Consider the following 1,821-nt stretch of genomic DNA (forward strand, 5'->3'; position numbering starts at 1 on the left):
CCAAATTCTTCTGGAAACAACACACCATGAATGGTTTTTGCATCATTGCCATAACCGGTAAATTGCAAACTGGGGGACCTTCCAAAACGCTCCATACAAACCCATGAGGCAGAAAACTCTTCTTCAAAGGATTGGAAATTCAGCCAGTCCACATAAAATTGATGCGGACCTAACATCATCAAAGGATCTCTCATAGGCTCCCTCCCCTCATTCTGTTCCCCCATGCAGGGCATTGGCGCGTGCACGTTGAATGGCGTGGGCAACCGCACGACCAGTGGCAACAGGATCACGCGCGCCATTGACTTGCACCGTGACATTTTGATTGTGTGTGATGGTGGAGTGATCTTTGTCTCTTTGTTCTCTCGCAGATGAATTTACAGGAGAAGCCACCGCAAATTGTGCAATCGGTTGAATGGTTGTTTTGCCTCCCAAAAAACTTGGCAAAAACTCTCTTACATCAATCGACCCAATCCACCCCTTAATGCGGCTTGGCAACGATTTACAATAATCGCTCAATTTTGTGATGGAGGCCATAAACCCATCGGCAATCCAATTGGCCAAATCCTCCCCTGCTTGTTCCATACCCGCTTTGGCATCCTCAGAGAGCTTTTCCTGTGTAAAAAAACTCTTCAACCATTGCCAAAAGTTGGAAAAGCTTTGTTTAACGCCCTCCCACAAATTGCCAAACCACTCGGCAACAGAGGAAAGTCCTTGTTTGAACTTTTGCCAATGGGAAGAGAGATCAAAAGCAGCAGCAATGATATTTTTCCATTTGGTGATGGTGGTGGTATCTGCACCAAAAAAGCGCATAACGGCTTCAAAGGCTTGCCCCCAAGCCCGTATTATCCCCCGTGTTAAACCATTCATAAAAGAAGAGAAACGATCCCAATATTTCCACAAAGCAAAACCAGCTGCCAATATGACCGCCACAACAGCAGCAACCGCAGCCCCTATTGGAGTAAAAATACCCCCCGCAACAGAAGCAATACCTGCCCCAACCACTTCGATCACTGTCCCAACAGAGCCAAAAGAGGCAGCAAATGCACTTCCTGAGACAGCAATCCCCCGCAAAGCGCCCATCAACAAGGTCATGGGGCGCAAAAGTCGTAGTGAACGTGCCCCAAGTCCTGCGGTGAGCAAGCCCAGTGAGCGCCCTGCAGCCAAGAGCCCGCGCCAACTTGCCTTCAGCGCACCGCTAACAGCCCTCATCTTGATAAAAGAGGCAATCAATTGCAGGACCCCAAGGCGAGTTCCCGCCATGGTAAAACGTACAACCCGTAAAGCAATATTAAAAGCCATAAGGGCAGCAATGGTTTTGATGATGGCGCTTGTTAAAGTGGGATGGGCATTTGCCCACGCCATAAGCCCATTGGTAAAATTGCCAACACTTTCCATCAAACTGTTGAGGGGGGGCAGAAGCACTTCACCAATGCTAATCCCCAAAGCCACAATGCGGTTTTGTAAGAGTTCAAATTGCCGCATGGCACCGGTTGCTTGTTTGTCTGCTTCTTGCTCTACAGAGCCTTTAAAGACTTGTGGATCTTTCACATAATCTAAAGCTTGCCCTAACAATTCCGGATTGCCCACCAATTTGGCAAAATCACCGGTAAAATCGCGCCCAGCAATGGCAATCAGCGAACGCATCCCCTGTTCGGATTTACCCAACACATTAAAAAAGCGCACCAAGGTACCTGTGGCATCTTTGTCCAGATCTTGCATAAATTTTTCGCGGGAAAGCCCGATATTGGCAAAAGCATCTTCAATATGTTTACCCCCTGCCTGAATGCGCGCACTCATCGCATTAAAACCACGCGCTGCACT

General features: G+C 48.2%; 2 protein-coding genes. Both read right to left on the minus strand.

Features of this window, described 5'->3' with window-relative positions; translation table 11 throughout:
- The coding region (locus tag J7R13_RS08465) for a phage tail protein (RefSeq protein ID WP_208438275.1) at window positions 1–194 on the minus strand (194 nt) is incomplete at its 3' end.
- Between the two features lie 13 nt (window positions 195–207).
- On the minus strand, window positions 208–1,821 hold a 1,614-nt coding region (locus J7R13_RS08470), incomplete at its 5' end, for a phage tail tape measure protein (RefSeq protein ID WP_208438276.1).

It is taken from the genome of Bartonella taylorii 8TBB (assembly GCF_902825155.1).
In the GTDB taxonomy this organism is placed as follows: Bacteria; Pseudomonadota; Alphaproteobacteria; order Rhizobiales; family Rhizobiaceae; genus Bartonella; species Bartonella taylorii_A.